General features: G+C 48.3%; 17 protein-coding genes. 7 read left to right on the forward strand and 10 right to left on the reverse strand.

The genetic code is table 11. The features are described 5' to 3' along the window. Positions 1-209: 209 nt before the first annotated feature. The 10 genes from ACFO5U_RS12670 to rpmH all read right to left on the reverse strand — a co-directional run bounded on the left by ACFO5U_RS12670 (position 210) and on the right by rpmH (position 9,559). Positions 210-1,043, reverse strand: coding sequence for a ParB/RepB/Spo0J family partition protein (locus tag ACFO5U_RS12670; protein WP_377279428.1), 834 nt, complete (start codon positions 1,041-1,043; stop codon positions 210-212). Then, entirely contained in the window at positions 1,036-1,797 is a 762-nt protein-coding gene (locus ACFO5U_RS12675; RefSeq protein WP_377279429.1) for a ParA family protein, read from the reverse strand. The genes ACFO5U_RS12670 and ACFO5U_RS12675 overlap by 8 nt, the downstream gene beginning before the upstream one ends. A gap of 153 nt (positions 1,798-1,950) precedes the next feature. Beyond that, entirely contained in the window at positions 1,951-2,811 is an 861-nt protein-coding gene (gene noc, locus ACFO5U_RS12680; protein ID WP_377279430.1) for a nucleoid occlusion protein, read from the reverse strand. Positions 2,812-2,892: 81 nt separating this feature from the next. Continuing rightward, complete coding sequence (rsmG, locus tag ACFO5U_RS12685; protein WP_377279431.1) at positions 2,893-3,606, reverse strand: 16S rRNA (guanine(527)-N(7))-methyltransferase RsmG; 714 nt, start codon at positions 3,604-3,606, stop codon at positions 2,893-2,895. A 134-nt stretch (positions 3,607-3,740) separates the two neighbouring features. After that, on the reverse strand, positions 3,741-5,624 hold the full coding sequence (mnmG, locus tag ACFO5U_RS12690; RefSeq protein WP_377279432.1) for a tRNA uridine-5-carboxymethylaminomethyl(34) synthesis enzyme MnmG: 1,884 nt from the start codon (positions 5,622-5,624) through the stop codon (positions 3,741-3,743). A gap of 23 nt (positions 5,625-5,647) precedes the next feature. After that, complete coding sequence (gene mnmE, locus ACFO5U_RS12695) at positions 5,648-7,033, reverse strand: tRNA uridine-5-carboxymethylaminomethyl(34) synthesis GTPase MnmE (protein ID WP_377279507.1); 1,386 nt, start codon at positions 7,031-7,033, stop codon at positions 5,648-5,650. A 325-nt stretch (positions 7,034-7,358) separates the two neighbouring features. Continuing rightward, positions 7,359-8,153 (reverse strand): RNA-binding cell elongation regulator Jag/EloR, encoded by a 795-nt coding sequence (gene jag / locus ACFO5U_RS12700; RefSeq protein WP_377279433.1) that lies wholly within the window; start codon positions 8,151-8,153, stop codon positions 7,359-7,361. After that, the gene (yidC, locus tag ACFO5U_RS12705; protein WP_377279434.1) at positions 8,150-8,929 is read right to left on the reverse strand and encodes a membrane protein insertase YidC; all 780 of its coding nucleotides are present in this window, start codon (positions 8,927-8,929) and stop codon (positions 8,150-8,152) included. Before yidC ends, jag begins: the two co-directional genes overlap by 4 nt. Positions 8,930-8,990: 61 nt before the next feature. Then, on the reverse strand, positions 8,991-9,332 hold the full coding sequence (rnpA, locus tag ACFO5U_RS12710; protein ID WP_377279435.1) for a ribonuclease P protein component: 342 nt from the start codon (positions 9,330-9,332) through the stop codon (positions 8,991-8,993). 89 nt (positions 9,333-9,421) lie between these two features. Continuing rightward, the gene (gene rpmH, locus ACFO5U_RS12715) at positions 9,422-9,559 is read right to left on the reverse strand and encodes a 50S ribosomal protein L34 (RefSeq protein ID WP_106533324.1); all 138 of its coding nucleotides are present in this window, start codon (positions 9,557-9,559) and stop codon (positions 9,422-9,424) included. 489 nt (positions 9,560-10,048) lie between these two features. Here rpmH and dnaA point away from each other — a divergent pair, with 489 nt between their 5' ends. From dnaA to gyrA, 7 genes are all read left to right on the forward strand, one after another. Further along, a complete protein-coding gene (gene dnaA, locus ACFO5U_RS12720) occupies positions 10,049-11,392 on the forward strand; it encodes a chromosomal replication initiator protein DnaA (RefSeq protein ID WP_377279436.1) in 1,344 nt (447 codons plus the stop codon). 171 nt (positions 11,393-11,563) lie between these two features. Beyond that, the gene (gene dnaN, locus ACFO5U_RS12725; RefSeq protein WP_377279437.1) at positions 11,564-12,700 is read left to right on the forward strand and encodes a DNA polymerase III subunit beta; all 1,137 of its coding nucleotides are present in this window, start codon (positions 11,564-11,566) and stop codon (positions 12,698-12,700) included. Positions 12,701-12,807: 107 nt separating this feature from the next. After that, entirely contained in the window at positions 12,808-13,047 is a 240-nt protein-coding gene (gene yaaA, locus ACFO5U_RS12730) for a S4 domain-containing protein YaaA (protein ID WP_377279438.1), read from the forward strand. Next, complete coding sequence (gene recF / locus ACFO5U_RS12735) at positions 13,037-14,149, forward strand: DNA replication/repair protein RecF (protein ID WP_377279439.1); 1,113 nt, start codon at positions 13,037-13,039, stop codon at positions 14,147-14,149. Before yaaA ends, recF begins: the two co-directional genes overlap by 11 nt. 6 nt (positions 14,150-14,155) lie before the next feature. Beyond that, positions 14,156-14,365, forward strand: a complete 210-nt coding sequence (locus tag ACFO5U_RS12740) for a hypothetical protein (RefSeq protein ID WP_377279440.1) — start codon at positions 14,156-14,158, stop codon at positions 14,363-14,365. Positions 14,366-14,411: 46 nt separating this feature from the next. Continuing rightward, a complete protein-coding gene (gyrB, locus tag ACFO5U_RS12745; protein WP_377279441.1) occupies positions 14,412-16,340 on the forward strand; it encodes a DNA topoisomerase (ATP-hydrolyzing) subunit B in 1,929 nt (642 codons plus the stop codon). Between the two features lie 30 nt (positions 16,341-16,370). Further along, positions 16,371-18,953, forward strand: coding sequence for a DNA gyrase subunit A (gene gyrA, locus ACFO5U_RS12750; RefSeq protein WP_377279442.1), 2,583 nt, complete (start codon positions 16,371-16,373; stop codon positions 18,951-18,953). Positions 18,954-19,255: the final 302 nt, after the last annotated feature.

A 19,255-nucleotide genomic window follows, 5' to 3' on the forward strand; every position in this document is an offset into this window, starting at 1 on the left:
ACAATAGGCCGCCCCGGCTATAACGAACGCCGGAACGGCCCTATTTCGTTTGCCTGTGTCAAACGCCTATTTCACGTCCCAGAACATAGGCCGTATTCATCCTGTTTTAATGAATGCTAAGACGTACGCCGATAACTGATTCTTAAAGTCTTTTTTGAAGCTATGGACAACCAGCAAGGAATCCCATTCCCCGCTGGCCGATACCCCTTTTATTTCAGCAAATCCAAAATCCGTTCGAGGTCATCTTCTGAGAAAAACTCGATTTCAATCTTGCCTTTGTTCTTTTGTTTTTTGATCTGGACGTTCGTGCCGAAACGGTCACGCAGCTCAGATTGTTTTTCTTCTATAAAGATATCCTTTTTCTTTTCCAATGTTTCACGTGGAACATCGTCGTTCAATCGCTGCACGAGGTTTTCCAGTTGGCGGACATTCAAGCCGTCTTTGACTGCTTTTTCCGCCGTTTCGGAAATCGTTTTTTTGCTGCGCAATCCGAGCAAGGTCCGCCCATGCCCCATCGACAGCTTTTTATCGGATATTAATTGGCGCACGTCTGCAGGCAATGTCAGCAAGCGGATGTGATTAGTAATATGCGGACGGCTTTTGCCTAGGCGGAAAGCCAATTGCTCCTGCGTCAATTCCAATGTGTCCATCAGCTTTTGGTATGCTTCTGCTTCTTCGATCGGCGTCAAATCTTCACGCTGCAAGTTTTCAAGAATGGCAAGTTCCATCATCTGCTGTTCGTTGAAATCTTTGATAATGGCCGGCACTTCTTTCATTTTGCAAAGCTTTGCCGCGCGGAAGCGGCGTTCTCCGACGACAAGTTCGAATTTGGCACCCTTTTTCCGTACGACAACCGGCTGCAAAATGCCGTGCTCACGGATAGATTCGGCCAATTCCTCCAGCGCTTGTTGGTCAAACACTTTCCGTGGCTGATGGGGGTTTTCCTTAATGTCGGTCAGCTTGATCTGCGTCACTTTTTCCGTTTCTTTCACCGTTTCTCCGGGGAATAATGCGTTGATGCCTTTTCCTAATCCCTTAGCCATTACGAATCACTTCCTTCGCCAATTCTAGGTAAACTTCTGCGCCTCTGGACTTCGGATCATAGATGATAATTGGCTCTCCATGGCTTGGGGCCTCACTTAAGCGAACGTTTCGCGGAACGACCGAATCATAGACTTTGTCCTGGAAGTATTTCTTCACTTCTTCAATCACTTGCATGCCGAGATTGGTCCGTGCGTCGTACATCGTCAACAGCACCCCATCGATCATCAAATCATGGTTCAAGTGTTTTTGGACGAGCCGGACAGTGCTCAATAACTGGCTTAAACCTTCTAGAGCATAATATTCACATTGTACTGGAATAATAATTCCGTCTGAAGCCGTTAAAGAATTCAAGGTCAAAAGACCGAGCGATGGCGGACAATCGATGATGATGTAATCGTACGAATCCTTCACTTCGGCCAAAGCATTTTTCAGGCGCGCTTCTCGGGAAATGGTCGAAACCAATTCGATTTCAGCGCCTGCAAGCGAGATGGTGGCCGGAACGACATGAAGGTTTTCGACTTTCGTCTCCATGATCGTATCTTTGACGTCCACATCATCGATGAGCACTTCGTAAATGCATTTGTCGACGTCGCCTTTATTGATGCCGACGCCGCTCGTCGCATTGCCTTGGGGATCGATATCTATCAACAACACTTTCTTGCCTAAATAAGCAAGACAAGCGCTTAAATTCACTGATGAAGTTGTTTTTCCTACACCGCCCTTTTGATTGGCGATGGCAATCGTTCTACCCACACGTGCACCAACTTTCTTCGATACTGCCTTTATTTTACTGCGGAAATGACAATATGGCTATCCGCGACAGCTTTCATTTCTTTATTGTAACAAAATTCCTGTTTGATAGAGATAAATCTGCCAAAAAAAAGCCCTTTCCCAAAAGGAAAGAGCTTAAGTCCGATTTTTTGGGATTTTCACGGTGATTTGGTAATAATCCTCGTATTCTTCTTCCACTGAATCTAAATCAATACCGCTTTTTTTGACCATCGACAACGACTCTTTGATCGTGTTCATGGCGATGCGCATATCCCGGCTCACTGCTTTTCTCCGCGGCTTGGGCTTTTGCGCCTGTTCGAGCGACAAGCTTTTAATGCGTTGCTCGAGTTCTTTGACATTGAGCCCCTGGTCGATCAACTCATCCAATAGTTGCTGCTGCACAGCTGGATCTTTTACCGGCAATAACGCACGGGCGTGGCGTTCTGTAATGGCCCGCTCGAGCAGCGCCTGCTGCACAGGCTCCGGCAGTTTCAGCAAGCGCAATTTATTGGCTACCGTCGACTGGCTTTTGCCAAGGCGCTGTGCAAGTGCTTCTTGCGTAATCTCTTGGATTTCCAGCAAGTTTTGGTAAGCATGCGCTTCTTCGATCGCCGTCAGTTCTTCGCGCTGGAGATTTTCAATCAACGCAATCGAAGCGGTTTCTTTGTCGCTCAACTGGCGGACAATCGCCGGCACTTCTTCCCAGCCAAGCGATGTCATCGCCCGGTAGCGCCGTTCGCCTGCGATAATTTCGTAAAATCCATCACGCTTCGAATCTCTGACGACAATCGGTTGGATGACGCCATGGACATGGATGGTCCTGGCTAGTTCCTCGATTTTTTCAGCATCGAAAACGGTGCGAGGCTGGAATTCATTGGCATGGATTTTCTCCAACGGTATTTTCACTACTTCTTCAGAAGCTTTGTTCGCCGTTTCTGTTATTGCATCATTAGCTTTATCTCCGCCTCCGAAGAGACGTGAAAAAGGACTTTTCATCCTTAGGCACCACCTTTTACAAACTTGCTCTTGTTGTCAAACCGTTAAAACGCAGTTTTTCGGTATGTTCCACGTGAAACATTAAGTGATCGGTGATTTATTCGGTACGCCCGCTTTTCTCGGGTATTTATTCGGTGTTCCTTTGAATTTCCGGAACACTTGGATATAGCGTTCGCTTTCTTCGACCGGCAACTGGAACGCATGAACGGCTTCTTTTTTGACGCCGAGGATCTTCAGCGCTTTTTCTGCATCTTTCAGCTCGTCAGGCGCGGAAGCTGCTTTCATCGCAGCGAATACACCGCCTTGTTTAACGAGCGGCACACACAGTTCAGCAAGTACTGACAATCTTGCCACAGCGCGCGCCGTAACGATATCATAACTTTCCCGATGTTCGGATTTCCCGAAATCTTCCGCCCGTGAATGGACAAAAGAAACTTGATCGAGTCCAAGCGTTTCGCTCAAATGATTCAAAAATTGGATGCGTTTGTTCAAAGAGTCCACGATGGTCACTTTAATATGGGGGAAGCAGATTTTGACCGGAATGCTCGGAAAGCCCGCTCCCGCCCCAACATCGCAAAGTGCCAGCGGTTTGGTGAAATCCAAGTAAAATGCGGCAGTGATCGAGTCGTAGAAATGCTTTAAATAAACATCTTCCTGATCGGTGATCGCCGTCAAGTTCATCTTTTCGTTCCATTCCACCAGTTCCTTGTAATAGTTGCGGAACTGTTCGAGTTGATGCTCTGTCAATTCAATGCCTTTGTCTTTCAGCGCTTGTGTGAATTGTTGTTCGTTCAATGCATTTCCTCCTCTCGCCCGTATTTTTGCAAAAGCAAATGGGCTGGCGGATACCAGCCCATTCGCGTTGTGTTTATGTGCTGGCGGCGGTGCCGCCCGTAACACGCACGTTGACCGCACGCGTGAAATTTCAATTAGACTTTAGCAATTCTTCCTTGTTCAATATACACCAATAAAATTGAAATGTCAGCAGGGTTGACGCCGGAAATGCGTGTGGCTTGTGCAATCGACAGCGGCAGCACTTCTTTCAGTTTACTGCGCGCTTCTGTCGCAATCCCCGAGATGGCATCGTAATCGATGTTTTCAGGGATCTTCTTGTTTTCCATTTTCTTCAGCTTGTCGACTTGTTGAAGCGATTTTTCGATATAGCCTTCGTATTTCACATGGATTTCGACTTGTTCTTTCACTTCTTCGCTCAATGCGATGTCGGATTCAGTCAAGGACGCGATCATGTCGTAGTTCATTTCCGGGCGTTTCAACAGGTCGGCTGCACGGATGCCGTCTTTCAGCTCGCTGCCCCCTGCATCGCGTATTGCTTGCTGCGTTTGTTCGTTCGGCTTGATGATGATGCTGCGCAAGCGCTTGATTTCCTCTTCGATATGGTCTTTTTTCTCCAGGAAACGCGCATAGCGCTGTTCTGTGATCATGCCGAGCTGATAGCCGAGTTCCGTCAAACGCAAGTCTGCGTTATCATGGCGCAGCAATAAGCGGTATTCGGCACGAGACGTCAACAAGCGGTAAGGCTCGCTCGTTCCTTTGGTGACCAAATCGTCGATTAAGACACCGATATAGGCGTCAGAGCGGCTGAGGATGACTTCTTCTTTGCCGAGCACTTTCGCTGCGGCGTTGATGCCTGCCATGAGCCCTTGTCCCGCTGCTTCCTCGTAGCCGGACGTGCCGTTGATCTGCCCTGCTGTATAGAGATTGGTGATTTGTTTAGATTCCAGTGTCGGCCATAATTGCGTCGGCACGATGGCATCGTATTCGATGGCATAGCCTGAACGCATCATATCGGCCTTCTCAAGCCCTGGAATCGATTCGAGCAACTTGCGCTGCACATGTTCCGGCAAACTCGTTGACAAGCCTTGTACGTAAATCTCACGCGTCGAGCGTCCTTCCGGCTCCAAGAAGATCTGGTGGCGCGGCTTGTCGCTGAAGCGGACGATTTTGTCTTCGATCGATGGGCAATAACGCGGACCTGTGCCTTTTGCCATGCCCGAGTACATCGGCGACAAATGCAAGTTCTCATCGATGATTTGGTGTGTCTCACTTGTAGTATACGTCAGCCAGCACGGCATTTGGTCCATGATGTATTCCGTCGTTTCAAAGCTGAACGCGCGCGGCACATCATCTCCGGGCTGGATTTCGGTTTTCGAGTAGTCGATGCTGTTGCTGTTGATGCGCGGCGGTGTGCCGGTTTTGAAACGCACGGTCTCAAAGCCGAGCTGCTCCAGATTTTCCGCCAATTTGATGGACGGCTGTTGGTGGTTGGGCCCGCTCGAGTAGCGCAGATCGCCGATGATGATTTCACCGCGCAGGAATGTGCCGGTCGTGATAACGACCGTTTCAGCACGGTAGATGCCGCCGACTTGTGTGATGAGGCCTTTGACTTTCCCGTCTTCGACGATCAACTCTTCCGCGATGCCTTGGTGCAAGCTCAAGTTTTCCTGTTCTTCCATGAGGCGCTTCATTTCCTGTTGGTACAATACTTTATCGGCTTGAGCGCGCAATGCGCGGACAGCAGGCCCTTTGGCGGTGTTGAGCATCCTCATTTGGATATGTGTTTTATCGATGACGCGGCCCATAGCCCCGCCGAGTGCATCTATTTCACGTACAACGATGCCTTTAGCCGGTCCACCGATTGACGGATTGCACGGCATAAACGCGATCATATCTAGATTCATCGTCAACACGAGTGTTTTGGCGCCCATTCGTGCAGAGGCAAGTGCTGCTTCTGCTCCGGCATGGCCAGCGCCAACGACGATGACATCGAACGTGCCTGCTTCGTATTGTGGCATGTTCGTTCAGTCCCTTCAAAAATTTATTTTCCTAGGCAAAACTGCGAGAATAATTGATTTAATAAGCCGTCATCCGCTGTATCTCCGATGATCTCCCCGAGAATTTCCCAAGTACGGGTCACATCGATTTGGATCATATCGACCGGCACGTCCATTTCAGCAGCTGATATCGCGTCCGAAATGGTGGCGTGCGCTTGGTGCAAAAGCGAGATATGCCGAGCATTCGAGACATAGGTCATATCCCCTGCTTCGATTTCCCCTTCGAAGAACAACTCAGCGATCGCTTCTTCGAGCTGGTCGATGCCTTCTTCTTCAATTAAAGAAGTCGTTACGAGGCGTGTATCGCTGGTTAATTCTTTTACTTGCGCCAAATCGATTTTTTGCGGCAGATCGGTTTTGTTGATGACGACGATATAGTTCATATCACGGACTGCTTCGAACAGCAGCAGGTCTTCTTCTGTTAAGGCTTCCGCATAATTCAGGACGTAGAGAATCAAATCCGCTTCTTTCAGCACTTTGCGCGAGCGTTCGACGCCGATGCGCTCGACAATATCCTCTGTTTCCCGGATGCCTGCCGTATCGACAAGGCGCAGCGGCACGCCACGGACATTGACGTATTCTTCAATGATATCGCGCGTCGTACCGGCGATTTCAGTGACAATCGCTTTATTTTCTTGGACTAAGCTATTCAATAGCGACGATTTCCCGACGTTCGGGCGTCCGATGATGACCGTCGATAAGCCTTCCCGCAAAATCTTGCCTTGCTGGGAAGTCTGGAGCAATTTGGCGATTTCCGCTTGCACCCATTTGGCTTTTTCGAGCATCATCGGGCGCGTCATTTCTTCTACGTCATCATACTCGGGATAATCGATGTTCACTTCCATTTGCGCGATCGATTCGAGCAGCGCCTGGCGCAGCGAGCTGATGAGGCGTGATAAGCGGCCTTCCATCTGTGTCAATGCGACGTCCATCGCCCGGTCGGTTTTCGCGCGGATCAAGTCCATGACTGCTTCTGCCTGGGACAAATCGATGCGCCCGTTAAGGAAGGCGCGTTTCGTGAATTCTCCAGGCTCCGCTAACCGTGCGCCGGCCCGTAAGGCGAGTGTCAGCACACGATTGACCGATACGATGCCTCCGTGGCAATTGATTTCCACGACATCTTCGCGGGTGAACGTTTTTGGTGCTCTCATTAAGGCAACCATTACTTCCTCCGCCATTTCCTGCGTTGCGGGATCTTCGATATGGCCGTAATGAATGGTATGGCTCGTTTGATCGGCGAGCGCTTTTTTGGTAGGCGCCCGGAACAAACGATCGGCAATCGGCACCGCTTCGGGTCCGCTCAACCTGACAATGGCGATGGCTCCTTCACCGCTTGGTGTGGAAATCGCAGCAATCGTATCGAATTCCATCATGATGATTCCTCCTCTTGCAACAAAACGCTGAAGGCTTCCAAAACACAGTTACCCCCAGCTTGATTTATGAGATAAAAAAGTTGTCCACATGTGGACAACAGTCAAAATACGCATGACTTTACAACATACTACAATACCACAAAGCGGTTGAAACCGAAAGACACAGTGCTTCTGTTTGCTACTTTTTTCGTTTTTGGAGCGGTATTTTGATATGCATAAATATACACCATTGATTTATCGCAGATCCATATGCTCTCCTCCTTGTTTTTCCATACAAAAAAATGCCCGGCAAGCTCATCGTAATGGCTTGCCGGGCATTCACTTATTTATGCGGTTCGATGACCAGATAGCGGTTCGGATCTTTGCCTTCCGAATGCGTATCGATATCTAAGCGCCGTGACAGCGCTTGATGGATCACTTTTCGTTCGTAGGACGGCATCGGTTCAAACTGGACGCGGTTGCCAGTGCGGATCGCTTTATCCGCCATCCGGTCCGCCAATTGCTCCAATGTTTCCTGGCGCCGTTCCCGATAATTCTCGGCATCGAGTTCGACAATCATGAACTGTTCAGCATGGCGATTGGCAACCAATTGCGCCAATTGCTGCAGTGCATTCAAGGTTTGCCCTCTTTTGCCGATCAGCACCGCGACTTTTTCGCTTTCGAGCGTAAAGCGCACCGTTTTTCCTTGTTTTTCATGCGTTACGGACAGATCGTCGATTTTCATGCCTTTTGCGACATCCTGCAAATACGTTTTCGTTTCTGCAATGGCGATGTCGTTTGAAGGCTTATCGGCAGATTCTGTATCTTGCTGCTCAAAATCCGGCTCTGCTCCCTCTTCTTGCACCGGAGCTGCCGGCATTTCTGCAGCAATTTCTTCATCAGAAGGCTTGGCGCCCGCTGTTGCTGTTGACTCTACCGCTTCTGGAACCTCCGTCGTTACGGATGATTGCTTCACGGTCACTTCAACTTCCGCGTTTTTTGCACCAAAGCCGAAAAACCCCTTTTTTCCTTCTTCGATAACGCGAACCGTCACTTGTTCTGGTGATTTTTTCAATTTCTCCAAGGCTGTGGCAATCGCTTCGTCAACCGTTTTCCCCGTTTGTGTAAGCTGCTTCACTTTTTAGCCCCTCCTGTTTTCGTTTTAACAGGCTGTTGCACTTCTTTCTTTTCCCACGGACGGTAAATGAACATGTTTTGGATAAATGAAATGATATTTCCGATTACCCAGTACAATGTCAATGCAGATGGCAAGATGATCCCGAACCCGACAATCATGACCGGCATGAAATACATCATCGCCTTCATTTGCGGGTTGTCCATCGCTGGGCCAGTACGCAAGACGACCAATTGCATCAAACCGGCTGTAATCGCCAAGATGATGCTTGGTTCAGCGAGCGGGAAAATCAAAAATGTGCCAAGATCGATCGTTGGTGTTGCGTTCATGCGGCTGATGGCATGGTAGAAACCAATCAAAATCGGCATCTGGATCAAGATCGGCAGACAGCCCGCCATCGGGTTGACGCCTTTTTCCTGGAACATCGCCATCATTTCCTGCTGGTATTTCTGCTGGGTGACGGCATCTTTCGATTTGTATTTCTCTTTTAATTTAGCCAGCTCCGGCTGGATTTCCTGCATGCGCTTCGAGCTTTTCGTTTGTTTAATCATCAAAGGCAATAATGCGAGACGGATGAGGATCGTCACGGCAATAATCCCGAATCCGTATGTACCTAGGAACTCTTTAAAGAACGTAATGATCGATACTAGCGGCCAGACAACAAACCCATTCCAAAATCCTTCGCTTTCGTCCGTGATCGGCTGATCAAACTCCATACAGCCCGACAATAAGAGGGCTACAGCGACCAAGGCGAAGAGCAATCCTGTTCTCTTCTTCACTTTATTTCCTCCAAACTCTATTCAATTACTTACTATAGTAACACCCGGACATATCCGGCATCTACTTCTTCGGCAAAGCGCGTGCGATTTTCAGCACATGTTCCAAACTTTTCTTACTTTCATGAAAATCCAATGTGGCCGCCTGTGGTCGGGCGATGATAATGTAATCGGCGTTCGGCAGGAGATCATCCTTCAATTCCAAGAAGGCCTGGCGGATATAGCGCTTTACGCGATTGCGGGTGACCGCATTGCCGACTTTTTTGCTGACGGATAGGCCGAGGCGGAATTCTTCCTGGTCGCCCTTCAGCATATAGACGATAAATTGCCGGTTCGCAAATGATTTCCCTTTTTTAAAGACGCGCTGAAACTCCGTATTCTTCTTGATCCGCTGCTGCTTGTTCATCTTTTCACCTGCTACTTGCTTATTTTGATGCATTTTCGCTCAAATCCGGCGAAAAAGAAAAAAAAGACCACTGATGCGGTCAGTGGACTTTAAGCTGATAGTACTTTTCTTCCTTTACGACGACGTGCAGCGAGAACGCGACGTCCGTTCTTCGTGCTCATGCGTGCTCTGAAGCCGTGCACTTTGCTGTGTTTGCGTTTATTTGGTTGGTATGTGCGCAATGTCATGATCTTACACCTCCTATATAAAAGTTAACTATTTTCTAAAGACAGTCTCGACTATTATAAGGGCGCTGCCTTGTCTATGTCAATGATTTCTTTTAACTGCGGCTGTTGAGCCAGTGTGAAAAAGCAGGAGAGTTATACACAATCCTAAAACTTATTTGGTGCACTGCTTGTGGCCAGTTTTTTTCGGAAAAATTTTATCCACAGGCCTTATCGACAGGTTTTTCACATAGGAACTACCTGTGGATATCAAAAATGTGCACAAACGCCGCTATGTGGATAACTGAAAGAAAGGCTTGTAATGTCTATCGATTTTTGATAACATTGTTTTGTTTTCACTTGTTAACAATTTCTATCCCAAAATAGTTATCCACATATTGTGGGTAAGGTGTGGATAGTTTTCCCCAAGCCTGTTTGCAAATCTTATCCACAGGCTGTGGTTTTGTGTATGGTATACTGTAAAAAATCTTTACATATAAAGGAGATACGCTATTGGAACACTTAGACGAAATTTGGTCGAGTGTCTTAGCCCAAGTCGAAAAAAGGATCTCCAAACCCAGTTTTGAAACTTGGCTCAAATCAACGAAGCTCTTGTCTTACAAAGAAGATACTGTAACCATTTCAGCACCGAATTCATTTGCGCGCGATTGGCTCGAAAACCATTACGTGCACTTAATTACGGGCATTTTGACAGATCTAACAGGAGACGAAGCACTCATCAAATTTGTTGTGCCAAAAGACCAAGACATGGATGATTTCCAGCTTCCCGCTCCCCGCATTAAACCGGGGCAGGCGGAGCAGCAAGAGTTTTTGCCGGGCATGTTGAACCCGAAATATACCTTTGACACGTTTGTCATCGGTTCCGGCAACCGCTTTGCGCACGCCGCTTCACTGGCAGTGGCCGAAGCGCCGGCAAAAGCTTATAACCCGCTCTTTATTTACGGGGGCGTAGGACTTGGCAAGACCCACCTGATGCACGCAATCGGACATTATGTTATCGAACACAACCCGGACGCCAAAGTCGTTTATTTGTCGTCGGAAAAATTCACCAACGAGTTCATCAACTCAATCCGTGACAACCAGACCGTCGATTTCCGTAATAAATACCGCAACGTCGACATTCTACTCATTGACGACATTCAATTTTTAGCTGGAAAAGAACAAACGCAAGAAGAATTCTTCCATACATTCAATACGCTGCACGAAGAATCAAAGCAAATCATCATCTCCAGTGACCGGCCGCCAAAAGAGATCCCAACGCTCGAAGATCGTCTCAGATCGCGCTTTGAATGGGGCTTGATCACCGACATTACACCGCCGGATCTGGAAACGCGCATCGCCATTTTGCGCAAAAAAGCCAAAGCGGACGGCCTGGACATCCCGAATGACGTGATGACCTACATCGCCAATTCGATCGATTCCAACATCCGCGAACTTGAAGGCGCGTTGATCCGTGTCGTCGCTTATTCCTCTTTGATCAACCGGGACATGAGCGCGGAACTGGCTGCAGAAGCCTTGAAAGACATCATGCCGAACTCGAAACCGAAAGTGATCACCATTTTGGACATCCAAAACGCAGTCGGGGAACAGTTCAACGTGAAGTTGGATGATTTTAAAACAAAACGCCGCACGAAAGATATCGCCTATCCGCGTCAAATCGCGATGTACTTGTCACGCGAAATGACGGATTTTTCCTTGCCGAAAATCGGCGAGGAATTCGGCGGCCGTGATCATACGACGGTCATCCATGCGCATGAAAAAATCAACACGCTACTGAAAGACAATCAACAGCTTCAGCAAGATGTGAAGGAAATTCGCAGCGCACTCGGTAAATAACGCTGTGGATAACCCCCGTTTTTGCTAAGTAGCTTATGCACAGTTTGTCTACATGTGGATAAGCTGCTTTTATTACTCATTTTGGGCTTATCCACATATTCACAGCCCCTACTACTATTACTGTCTTTTAAGTACTAATAACTAAAATATATATATAAGCGAGGTTCGAGAATGAAATTCGAGATAAAACGTGAGCGACTAGTTGATGGTTTAAACGATGTAATGAAAGCAGTCAGTTCAAAAACAACCATTCCGATTTTGACAGGCATCAAAATGGATGTATCTACAGAAGGAATGCGCTTAACAGGAAGTGATTCCGATATTACGATCCAAACCTTCATCCCGGCAGAAGAAGATGGCCAGCAGCTGATTGATGTCGCTGAGGGGGGAAGCATCGTCCTTCAAGCCAAAGTATTCGGGGAAATCGTCCGTAAATTGCCGACTAATGAAGTCGAAATCGAAATCACCGGCAATTTCCAGACGCATATCCGTTCTGGAAAATCCGAATTCCATTTGATCGGGCTTGACGCAATGGATTATCCACAATTGCCGGATATCCAAGACGACCGCATTTTCACGATTCCAGCGGACCTGTTGAAAACAATCAATAGAGAAACGGTCTTTGCTGTGTCGAGTTCTGAAACGCGGCCGGTACTCACTGGCGTCCATTGGGAAGTAAAAGACGGCGAGCTGGTTTGCGTTGCAACTGACAGCCACCGTTTGGCACGACGTAAAACGAAACTCGAAACTTTGCCGGAAGGCGAGTACAGCGTCGTCATTCCAGGCAAGAGCTTGAACGAATTGAACAAAATCCTTGACGATACGTCGGATCCGGTCGAAATCGTCATGACCAACCAGCAAGTGCTCTTCAAATCGAAGCACATCTTGTTCTTCTCCCGTCTATTGGAAGGGAACTACCCGGATACATCGCGTTTGATCCCGTCTGAATACAAAACGACGGTAACGGTAAACGGCCGTTCATTGCTGCAGGCAATCGACCGTGCGTCACTACTTGCGCGTGAAGAACGCAATAACGTTGTGCGTTTCTCGACAAACGAAGGCAGCGAAGTGGAAGTCTCTTCGAATTCTCCTGAAGTCGGGAAAGTCGAAGAGCAGTTACAGGCACAAAGCGTGGACGGTGAAGAGCTGAAGATTTCCTTTAGCGCGAAGTTCATGATGGACGCTTTGAAAGCGATCGACGGGCAAGATGTGGTCATCCAGTTTACGGGAGCGATGCGCCCATTCATTTTGAAATCGGCTTTGGATGACTCGATTCTTCAATTGATTCTTCCTGTCCGAACATATTAATCAGAACCAAAACCCTCAGGATAGCCCATAAAGGCTATCCTTTTTACTTATAGGGCCAAATAGGGTAAAATAAAGGGATAGACTATGAATCGAAGGATGAGTGCATTATGAAAGAAATCGGGATTGAGACAGAATATATTACATTGGGACAATTGCTGAAAATGACAGATACCATCAGTTCAGGCGGCATGGCCAAATGGTTTTTGAGTGAACAAGAAGTATCGGTGAACGGAGAAGCGGAAGATCGCAGAGGGCGTAAATTGCGTCCAGAAGATACTGTGAACATACCGGGGACGGGGGAATTCCGCATCGTTGTCGCCGAAGGCATGAGCTTCGATGCGCATTGACAACCTCGAGTTAGTCAATTACCGCAACTATGAATCGCTCAAGCTCGACTTCTCGCCAGGCATCAATGTATTCATCGGCGAAAATGCACAAGGCAAAACAAATATCATGGAATCGCTGTACGTGCTATCGATGGCGAAATCCCACCGCACGAGCAATGATAAAGAATTGATACGCTGGGACGCGGAATATGGTAAAATTAAAGCTGATGTGTTCCGGAAATACGGCAAACTGCCGCTTGAAATCAGCTTTTCCAAAAAAGGCAAAAAAGCGAAAGTGAACCACCTGGAACAAAAGCGGCTGAGCGATTATGTCGGTCAGTTAAACGTCGTCATGTTCGCACCTGAGGACTTGCATTTAGTTAAAGGCAGCCCGCAAATCAGGCGCCGCTTTATCGATATGGAAATCGGCCAGATTTCGCCGGTCTATCTCCACGATCTCGTCAATTACCAGAAGCTGTTGAAACAGCGCAACCATATATTAAAGCAGCATTATGGCAAACAGGCCATCAATGACGTCATGTTCGAAGTGTATACAGAACAATTCATTGAAGCGGCTGTAAAAATTATACAAAAAAGATTCCGGTTTATGGAATTGCTGCAGAAATGGGCCGAACCGATCCATCACGGCATTTCCCGGGGGCTTGAACAATTGGAGATCCGCTATCAGCCGATAAGCGGCTTGAAGCCCGAATGGACGCCTGCTGAAATGGCGTCTTTTTTAGGGGACAAGCTGCAGGAAGTGAAAAAGCGCGAACTCGAACGCGGCGTAACGCTAGTCGGGCCGCACCGGGACGATCTGCAGTTTTTTGTTAACGGCTACGACGTCCAAACTTATGGCTCCCAGGGGCAGCAGCGGACGACCGCCTTGTCGCTGAAACTTGCTGAAATCGAATTGATCAAGCAGGAAGTGGGCGAAGCGCCTGTCTTGCTGCTCGATGACGTATTATCTGAACTTGATGACTTCCGCCAATCGCATCTATTGAATACGATTCGCGGATCTGTCCAGACATTTGTCACGACGACCAGCGTCGACGGCATTCAGCACGACACCATCCAAAGCGCCCGTCTGTTTGAAGTGACGAACGGAACAGTCAAGGAGTGAAGCGGCATGTATGTACAGATTGGAGCTGCCCAATTGATCGCCACCACGGAAATCATTGCGGTGGTCCATCATGAACAATACGTACCGTCCGCTTTTGTCCGGCTTTTGGTGCCGCAGGACGCAGTGAAATCCTATGTAGTGACCGATGATTTCGTCTATGGGTCGCCTTACCGGACCCAGGCACTCTTGAAGAAAATGGAACAAAATAGATTATAGAAGTCAGTGGAAATAACGAGTTGCGAAGAAAGAGCAGGTGAAGGGAATGGCTATGGAAGATACGAATCTCCAGCAATCATATGGCGCCAACCAGATTCAAGTATTGGAAGGCCTAGAAGCGGTCCGGAAACGGCCAGGCATGTATATCGGTTCTACGGGATCGAGAGGACTGCATCATTTAGTGTGGGAAATTGTGGATAACAGCATCGATGAAGCCCTTGCCGGCCATTGTGACGAAATCCGCGTAACGATCGAAAAAGACGATTGGATCCGCGTCGAAGACAACGGCCGCGGAATTCCGGTCGATATGCAGGAAAAAATGGGCCGCCCGGCAGTAGAAGTCATCATGACGGTACTTCACGCCGGCGGTAAATTCGGCGGCGGAGGCTATAAAGTGTCCGGCGGTCTTCACGGCGTCGGCGCATCTGTCGTCAATGCCTTGTCTGAAACGACGCAAGTATACGTCCACCGAGACGGCAAGCGCCATTTCATCCAATTCGAACGCGGCGCTGTCACAAAAGAACTGGCGGTAGTCGGCGAAGCGGATAAGACAGGAACGACCATCCGTTTTAAAGCGGATAGCGATATTTTCCAGGAAACGACAGTCTATGAATTCGATATTCTCGATCATCGCCTGCGTGAGCTCGCTTATTTGAATCGGGGGTTGAAAATCGTCGTCATCGATGAGCGGGAAGGCCATGAACAGGAAAAGGCTTACCACTACGAAGGCGGGATTAAATCCTATGTAGAACATTTGAACAAATCAAAAGATCCGCTTCATGAAGAAGCGATTTTTGTTGAAGCGGAGCGGGACGGCATCAGTGTCGAAGTCGCAATGCAATACAACGGAGGATTTGCGGCCAATGTTTTCTCATTTGCCAACAACATCAGCACGCACGAAGGCGGAACGCATGAATCCGGCTTTAAAACGGCGTTGACCCGTGTTATCAACGATTACGGTCGCAAAAAAGGCATTCTGAAAGATGCCGAAGCGAATTTGACCGGTGAAGATGTACGCGAAGGGTTGACGGCAATCATTTCCGTCAAACACCCAGATCCTCAATTCGAAGGCCAGACGAAGACGAAACTCGGCAACACCGAAGTCTCGACCATTGTCAATAACTTGTTCTCGGGCGGCTTTGAACGCTTTTTGCTGGAAAATCCATCAACGGCTAAAAAGATCCTCGAAAAAGGCATCATGGCTTCCCATGCTCGATTAGCGGCGAAAAAAGCGCGTGAATTTACCCGCCGCAAGTCGGTTCTTGAAGTGTCGAGCTTGCCAGGCAAGCTCGCGGATTGTTCATCACGCGACCCGAAAATCAGTGAAATCTATATCGTAGAGGGAGATTCGGCGGGCGGATCCGCAAAATCCGGACGCGACCGCCATTTCCAGGCAATCTTGCCGCTGCGCGGGAAAATCCTCAATGTAGAAAAAGCACGTCTGGATAAAATTCTTGTCAATGCGGAAATCCGCAACATTATCACGGCACTCGGCACTGGAATCGGTGAAGAGTTCAACCTGGATAAGGCCCGTTACCATAAAATCGTCATCATGACCGATGCCGACGTTGACGGTGCCCATATCCGGACTTTGCTGTTGACGTTCTTGTTCCGTTATATGCGCCCGCTGATCGAAGCCGGCTATATTTACATCGCACAGCCGCCATTGTTCCAGATCAAACAAGGCAAGCACGTCGATTATGTATATTCCGACGCTCAGTTGAAAAAAGCGCTCGCTGAATTACCGGCAACGCCAAAGCCGCATGTCCAGCGTTACAAAGGACTTGGCGAGATGAATGCTACCCAATTGTGGGATACGACAATGGATCCGGATTTCCGGACATTGCTGCAAGTCACGCTTGAAGATGCGATGACAGCGGATGAGACCTTCCATATGCTTATGGGGGATGACGTCGAGCCGCGCCGCAACTTTATCGAAGAAAATGCCAGCTATGTTAAGAATTTGGATGTTTAAGACATCACGAGTTGAGAGGGGGCTGCGGATATGGCGGAACGGTCAGGCAGCGGAATAGAAGAAATCAATATCAGCACGGAGATGCGCACATCATTTCTCGATTATGCAATGAGTGTTATCGTCTCTCGTGCGTTACCCGATGTCCGGGACGGCCTGAAGCCGGTGCACCGGCGTATTTTGTACGCGATGCACGACCTCGGGATTACAGCGGACAAAGGCTATAAAAAATCAGCGCGTATCGTCGGCGATGTAATCGGTAAATACCACCCACACGGCGACAGCGCGGTTTACGAAACAATGGTACGGATGGCGCAGGATTTCAGCTACCGCTATATGCTCGTAGATGGACACGGAAACTTTGGATCCGTCGACGGCGATGCAGCGGCAGCCATGCGTTATACAGAATCCAAGATGTCAAAAATTTCTATGGAAATCTTACGTGATTTAAACAAAAACACGATTGATTACCAAGAAAACTATGATGGCCAGGAAAAAGAACCGATGGTATTGCCAAGCAGATTCCCGAATTTGCTCGTCAATGGTACTTCAGGGATTGCGGTGGGGATGGCTACGAATATCCCTCCCCATAACCTCGGAGAAACAATCGATGCGGTTCTTGCTTTAGCAGATAACCCGGCCATCACGACGGAAGAATTGATCGAATATCTTCCTGGCCCAGATTTCCCGACCGGAGGCATCATCCTCGGACGGAGCGGCATCCGCCGCGCCTACGAAACCGGTAAAGGTTCGGTGTTAATCCGTGCGGTCGTTGAAATCGAAACAAAACCGAACGGCAAGGAAACCATCCTCATCCACGAACTTCCTTATCAAGTCAACAAAGCGCGTTTGATTGAAAAAATCGCAGAACTTGTACGCGACAAGAAAATTGATGGCATCACCGACTTGCGCGATGAATCTGATCGTAACGGGATGCGCGTCGTCATTGAAGTGCGCAGAGATGCAAGCGCCAATGTCCTATTGAATAACCTCTATAAACAGACAGCGATGCAAACAAGCTTCGGAATCAATATGCTCGCGCTTGTCGATGGACAGCCGAAAGTGTTGTCATTGAAAGATGTTCTTTATCATTACCTGGAGCATCAGAAAGTCGTCATTCGCCGCCGTACGGAATTCGATCTGCAAAAAGCGGAAGACCGTGCGCATATCCTAGAAGGATTGCGTATTGCACTAGATCACATCGATGCCATCATCGCATTGATCCGTGGTTCCCAAACAGCAGAAGAAGCACGCAACGGCTTGATCAATGACTTCAACTTGTCCGAGCGCCAGTCTCAAGCGATTTTGGACATGCGCCTCCAGCGTTTGACTGGCCTTGAGCGCGATAAGATTGAAGAAGAATACTTAGGGCTTGTCGCTCTCATCAATGAACTGCGCGAGATTTTGGCTGACGGTTCGAAAATTCTTGAGATCATCCGCGAAGAGATACTAGAAATTAAAGACCGCTTTAATGATGCACGCCGTACAGAAATTACCGTCGGCGGCTCAGAAATGATCGAAGATGAAGACCTTATTCCACGCGAAGCTTCGGTGTTGACCTTAACGCATAACGGATACATCAAGCGTCTGCCTGCCAATACGTACCGCAGCCAGAAGCGCGGCGGCCGTGGAGTTCAGGGAATGGGCACCAATGATGATGACTTTGTCGAACATCTGTTGTACACCTCAACACATGACACCATTCTGTTCTTCACGAGCGAAGGGAAAGTCTACCGCAAAAAAGGCTATCAGGTTCCTGAGTACGGCCGGACTGCGAAAGGCTTGCCACTCGTCAACCTTTTGGAAATCGGCAAGAATGAAAAAGTTACTGCCGTAATACGTGTCGAAGAGTTTAAAGAAGACGATTTCTTCTTCTTTACAACACGCGGTGGACTCAGCAAGCGTACTCCAGTAATCAGCTATGCCAATATCCGCCAAAATGGATTGATCGCCATCAATTTACGCGAAGATGACGAATTGATTTCGGTCAAGATGACAGATGGCAACAAAGAAATTGTTATCGGAACACGCGATGGCGCATTGATCCGATTCCCGGAAACAGATATCCGCAGCATGGGGCGCGCAGCAAGCGGCGTCCGCGGCATCCGTCTGCGTGAAGGCGATCAGGTCGTCGGCATGGAAACATTGGAGACTAATGATGAAATCTTGGTCATTACTGAAAAAGGATACGGTAAACGGACAAAAGAAGCTGAGTACCGCGTTCAGTCGAGAGGCGGCATGGGAATCAAGACTTGCCACATTACAGAGAAGAACGGACCGCTCGTAGCCGTCCGTGCTGTAAATGGCACTGAAGATATCATGCTGATCACCCAACACGGCGTTTTGATCCGTATGGACGTCGAAGATATTTCGACGACTGGCAGAAACACTCAAGGCGTCCGTCTAATCCGTCTCGGTGATGAAGAAGTCGTTGCTACCGTCACCAAAGTGAAAAAAGACTTGGATGCCGAAGAGGTGGCGGAAGTCGCCGAGCTAGCTGAAGGGGACAACGTGGAAGCCATTATCGAAGAAAGTGCAGAAGCGGATGTCTATAAAGAAGATGAAATTGTTTCAGATGAAACAAATGAAAGTCCAGAAGCAGATACAGAAGAATAAGAGATATTAAAAGAGCTTGCCGTTTCATTGGCGAGCTCTTTTGTTTCTTAATAGAAAGAGATTTGGTGAAAGGAAAAGTTTTTCTTTAAAACTGTTGACGTATGTTTTGGAGCGTGGTATATTTATCAAGTCGCCAAAACAAGGCGCACAACATGAACCTTGAAAACTGAACAGCAAAACGTCAACAATACAGCCGCGAGTGATCGCGGCGAACTTACTGATCAGCGCAAGCAGATCAAAGCGAATCGCGCGTCTACGGACGGCGATGCGCCAGCAACGATTGAGCAATCAACACTACTCTA

Source organism: Planococcus dechangensis, assembly GCF_042654465.1.
GTDB lineage: Bacteria > Bacillota > Bacilli > Bacillales_A > Planococcaceae > Planococcus > Planococcus dechangensis.

What these genes read in the sequence shown, in the direction of transcription:
- rnpA (WP_377279435.1), bottom strand. Translation starts at nt 9,332, where the DNA reads ATGAACAAGCAGCAGCGGATCAAGAAGAATACGGAGTTTCAGCGCGTC.
- ACFO5U_RS12670 (WP_377279428.1), bottom strand. Translation starts at nt 1,043, where the DNA reads ATGGCTAAGGGATTAGGAAAAGGCATCAACGCATTATTCCCCGGAGAA.
- dnaN (WP_377279437.1), top strand. Translation starts at nt 11,564, where the DNA reads ATGAAATTCGAGATAAAACGTGAGCGACTAGTTGATGGTTTAAACGAT.
- rpmH (WP_106533324.1), bottom strand. Translation starts at nt 9,559, where the DNA reads ATGACATTGCGCACATACCAACCAAATAAACGCAAACACAGCAAAGTG.
- mnmG (WP_377279432.1), bottom strand. Translation starts at nt 5,624, where the DNA reads ATGCCACAATACGAAGCAGGCACGTTCGATGTCATCGTCGTTGGCGCT.
- yaaA (WP_377279438.1), top strand. Translation starts at nt 12,808, where the DNA reads ATGAAAGAAATCGGGATTGAGACAGAATATATTACATTGGGACAATTG.
- gyrA (WP_377279442.1), top strand. Translation starts at nt 16,371, where the DNA reads ATGGCGGAACGGTCAGGCAGCGGAATAGAAGAAATCAATATCAGCACG.
- gyrB (WP_377279441.1), top strand. Translation starts at nt 14,412, where the DNA reads ATGGCTATGGAAGATACGAATCTCCAGCAATCATATGGCGCCAACCAG.
- noc (WP_377279430.1), bottom strand. Translation starts at nt 2,811, where the DNA reads ATGAAAAGTCCTTTTTCACGTCTCTTCGGAGGCGGAGATAAAGCTAAT.
- recF (WP_377279439.1), top strand. Translation starts at nt 13,037, where the DNA reads ATGCGCATTGACAACCTCGAGTTAGTCAATTACCGCAACTATGAATCG.
- mnmE (WP_377279507.1), bottom strand. Translation starts at nt 7,033, where the DNA reads ATGGAATTCGATACGATTGCTGCGATTTCCACACCAAGCGGTGAAGGA.
- ACFO5U_RS12740 (WP_377279440.1), top strand. Translation starts at nt 14,156, where the DNA reads ATGTATGTACAGATTGGAGCTGCCCAATTGATCGCCACCACGGAAATC.